Genomic DNA, 2910 nt, shown 5'->3' with positions numbered 1-2910 from the left:
GTGCGGCGTTCCGCCGAGGCGACCGGGCAGGTGGCCGCGCGGATCGCCGGGCTCTCCCGCGACCTGTCGGCCGAGGCCGCCCGCATGCAGGCCGACTTCGCCGGGCTCCTCACCCGGATGCGCGAGGGCTGACGACCGCGCGCTGGTTCGGGACGCAGTGGGTCATCTGCAGGCCGTTCACGTCACGCGGCCCGTTCTTGCCCAGCCTGGACAGGCGCTCGCGGTCCTCGTCGGTGAGGTCCTGGCCGGCCAGCGGCTCCAGGTGCGAGACGTCATCCGGGCCGATGCCCAGCCCTTCGCCGACGCGCAGGCCCAGGTCGTCCTCCACCAGCAGGAAGTGCCAGACCATACGCTCCTGGATGGGGCGGTCGCACTGCGACAGCAGCGTGACGAAGTTGTGCACGAGGTCGTCGCGCTCCCACTGCTCCATCAGCAGGTAGCGCTGGCCGGCCTGCATGTAGTCGTTGGTTCGCGGGATGCGCTTGCGGGTCAGGCGCCCGGTGATCGCGGGCCCCTGCTCGTCGTGCGTGGGGAACCGCCCCTCGCGCAGGCCCCCGTTGACGGACGGCTCGTAGTTGACGTGCGGGTTCTCCCCGGCACCGTCCACGTGGTAGGTCATCAGGCCGTCGCGCTGGTTGGTGCGCACGTCGGCGTTCTTGGCCTGGTTGACCGGGAGCTGCAGGTAGTTCGGGCCCACCCGGTAGCGCTGGGTGTCGCTGTAGGAGAACGTCCGGCCGACCAGCATCTTGTCGTCGGAGAAGTCCAGGCCGTCGACCAGGACGCCGGTGCCGAACGAGATCTGCTCGTTCTCCGCGAAGTTGTTCTGCACGTTCCGGTCGAGGACCATCCGGCCGACGGGCCGCGCCGGGAACCGGTCCTCCGGCCAGACCTTGGTGTCGTCCAGCGGGTCGAAGTCCAGCTCGGGGTGCTCCTCGTCGGTCATGATCTGCACCAGGAGCTCCCACTCCGGGAAGTCGCCGCGGTCGATGGCCTCGTGCAGGTCCTTGGTGGCGTGCCCCAGCTCCTTCGCCTGCACGGCCGACGCGTCCTCGACGGTCATGCTCCGCACGCCCTGCTTCGGCATCCAGTGATATTTGACTAGATGCGTCTCTCCGTGCTGATTGACCCATTTGTACGTATTTACCCCGAAACCCTGCATATGCCGGTAATCCGCTGGGATGCCGCGCGGGCTGAAGAGGTTGACCAGCATGTGCATGCACTCGGGCGTCTGCGACATGAAGTCGAAGATCCGGTTGGGCTCCTGGCGGAACGTCACCGGGTCCGGCTTGAGCGCGTGGATGACGTCGGGGAACTTGATGGCGTCCCGGATGAAGAAGACGGCCAGGTTGTTGCCGACGAGGTCCCAGTTGCCGTCCTCGGTGTAGAACTTCACCGCGAACCCGCGCGGGTCGCGCGCCGCCTCGGAGGAGTCCCGGCCGCCGATCACGGTGGAGAACCGCACGGCCACGTCGGTGCGCTTGCCCGCCTTCTGGAAGAGCTTCGCCCGGGTGTAGCGGCTGATCGGCTCGTCCCCGAGATAACCGGTGGCCTCGAAGAAGCCGTAGGCGGTGACCCCTCGGGCGTGCACCACCCGCTCGGGGATGCGCTCCCGGTCGAAGTGGCTGATCTTCTCCAGGAACTGGTAGTTCTCCAGCGTGGCCGGGCCCCTGGCTCCGACCGTGCGCTGGTTCTGGTTGTCGTAGACCGGATGCCCCTGCCGGTTGGTCAGCACCGGACGCTCGTCACCCGGCTGCGGTCCCATGCTCGACACGTCCGTCATGATGACGCTTCCCTCCCTGCTGCGTTCGCTTCCGGCGTTTCCTATCCGCTGCCGACCGGCTTATAGCGAAGGCAGGGAGAATCTTCGGAAACATGCCGCGTTCCAGACACCGGGCGCCGGCACCGCGTCCGGAGCGGTGCCGGGCCCGGGCCGGTGCGGGTCAGCGGGCGTCCGCCGTGCTCTTCCTATTCGCCTTCTTGATGGCCTCCACCAGCTGTCCCTTGGTCATCGCGGACCGTCCCCTGACGTCCAGGCGCCGGGCGATGCCGTACAGGTGCTCCTTGGACGCCGACGCGTCCACCCCCTCGGCGGTCCTCCCCGCCTCGGGCGTGCTCCTGCGCGCCTGCGCGTCGGACGGCCCCTTCTCCTTCTTCGGCTCCCAGTGATCGCCGACCTTCTCGAAGGAGTGCTTCAGCGCGGAGAACGCCGTGCGGTGCGCCCGCTCGCCCTCCCCGTAGGTCTCCACCGCCGAGTCGTGCGCCTTGATCCAGGTCTCTTGCGCCTTCTTGGGAGAGCGCCGCAGGGTCGACGGCAGCTCCTCGCGTGCCGGCATCGCGCGATCACCTCTTTCCACTCGTCCGTGTCCTCGTGCCCGTCGCCCCTTCCCGCCCCGCGCGGGAACATTCGCGGGGGCGTCCACCGCCGCGCGGCCGTACGGCCCCGCCCTCGGGAGGGTGCATGGGAGAGGTCGCCGTGGGTACGGGAGCGGTCTGATACGGAGGAGGGTGCGAGATGACTCATGAACCGCAGCGTCCGGAGCAGACGTCGAAGACCGGCAGGACGATGGTCCCGGCGACGCCCCGCGACGTGGTCCATATCCGGCTGGGATCGTTCGCCATGATCGCCGCCATCGCCATCGGCGTGCTCAGCTTCGCCGCGGGCCTCGTCTGGATAACCGCGGTGATGGCCGTGCTCGCCGTGGTGGCGGCCGTGGACATGGGTCTGGCCGTCCGCCGGCAGAACCAGAACCGCGCGCAGCGAGGGGGGATGACCGAGGCGGGCTGACCGCCCCCGGAACGACCCGCCCGGAACGACCCGCCCGGAACGACCGGGGCGGGCCGGACGGGCCCGCTCACTCCGCCCGGGTGCCGCCGTCCCCGCCGCTCTCTTCGTCTCCGCCGCTCCCGGCG

3 protein-coding genes are annotated in these 2910 nt (G+C 69.5%); 1 reads left to right on the top strand and 2 read right to left on the bottom strand.

Annotated elements, in window-relative coordinates; translation table 11 throughout:
• Positions 1–109 precede the first annotated feature (109 nt).
• Together ACWJ6R_RS33755 and ACWJ6R_RS33750 are read right to left on the bottom strand one after the other, a co-directional pair.
• Positions 110–1780: a catalase gene (locus ACWJ6R_RS33755; RefSeq protein ID WP_449066106.1), complete on the bottom strand. Its 1671-nt coding sequence runs from the start codon at positions 1778–1780 to the stop codon at positions 110–112.
• A 160-nt stretch (positions 1781–1940) separates the two neighbouring features.
• Positions 1941–2333 (bottom strand): ChaB family protein, encoded by a 393-nt coding sequence (locus tag ACWJ6R_RS33750; protein WP_449066105.1) that lies wholly within the window; start codon positions 2331–2333, stop codon positions 1941–1943.
• 179 nt (positions 2334–2512) lie between these two features.
• Here ACWJ6R_RS33750 and ACWJ6R_RS33745 point away from each other — a divergent pair, with 179 nt between their 5' ends.
• The gene (locus tag ACWJ6R_RS33745; protein WP_449066104.1) at positions 2513–2785 is read left to right on the top strand and encodes a DUF6343 family protein; all 273 of its coding nucleotides are present in this window, start codon (positions 2513–2515) and stop codon (positions 2783–2785) included.
• The last annotated feature ends 125 nt before the right edge of the window (positions 2786–2910 follow it).

It is taken from the genome of Planomonospora algeriensis (genome assembly GCF_977012225.1).
Note: the sequence above shows the minus strand (reverse complement) of the source record. Positions and strands in the feature narration are given on the sequence as shown.

Coding starts and splice junctions, on each gene's coding strand:
- ACWJ6R_RS33745 (WP_449066104.1), top strand. CDS start 2,513: ATGACTCATGAACCGCAGCGTCCGGAGCAGACGTCGAAGACCGGCAGG.
- ACWJ6R_RS33750 (WP_449066105.1), bottom strand. CDS start 2,333: ATGCCGGCACGCGAGGAGCTGCCGTCGACCCTGCGGCGCTCTCCCAAG.
- ACWJ6R_RS33755 (WP_449066106.1), bottom strand. CDS start 1,780: ATGACGGACGTGTCGAGCATGGGACCGCAGCCGGGTGACGAGCGTCCG.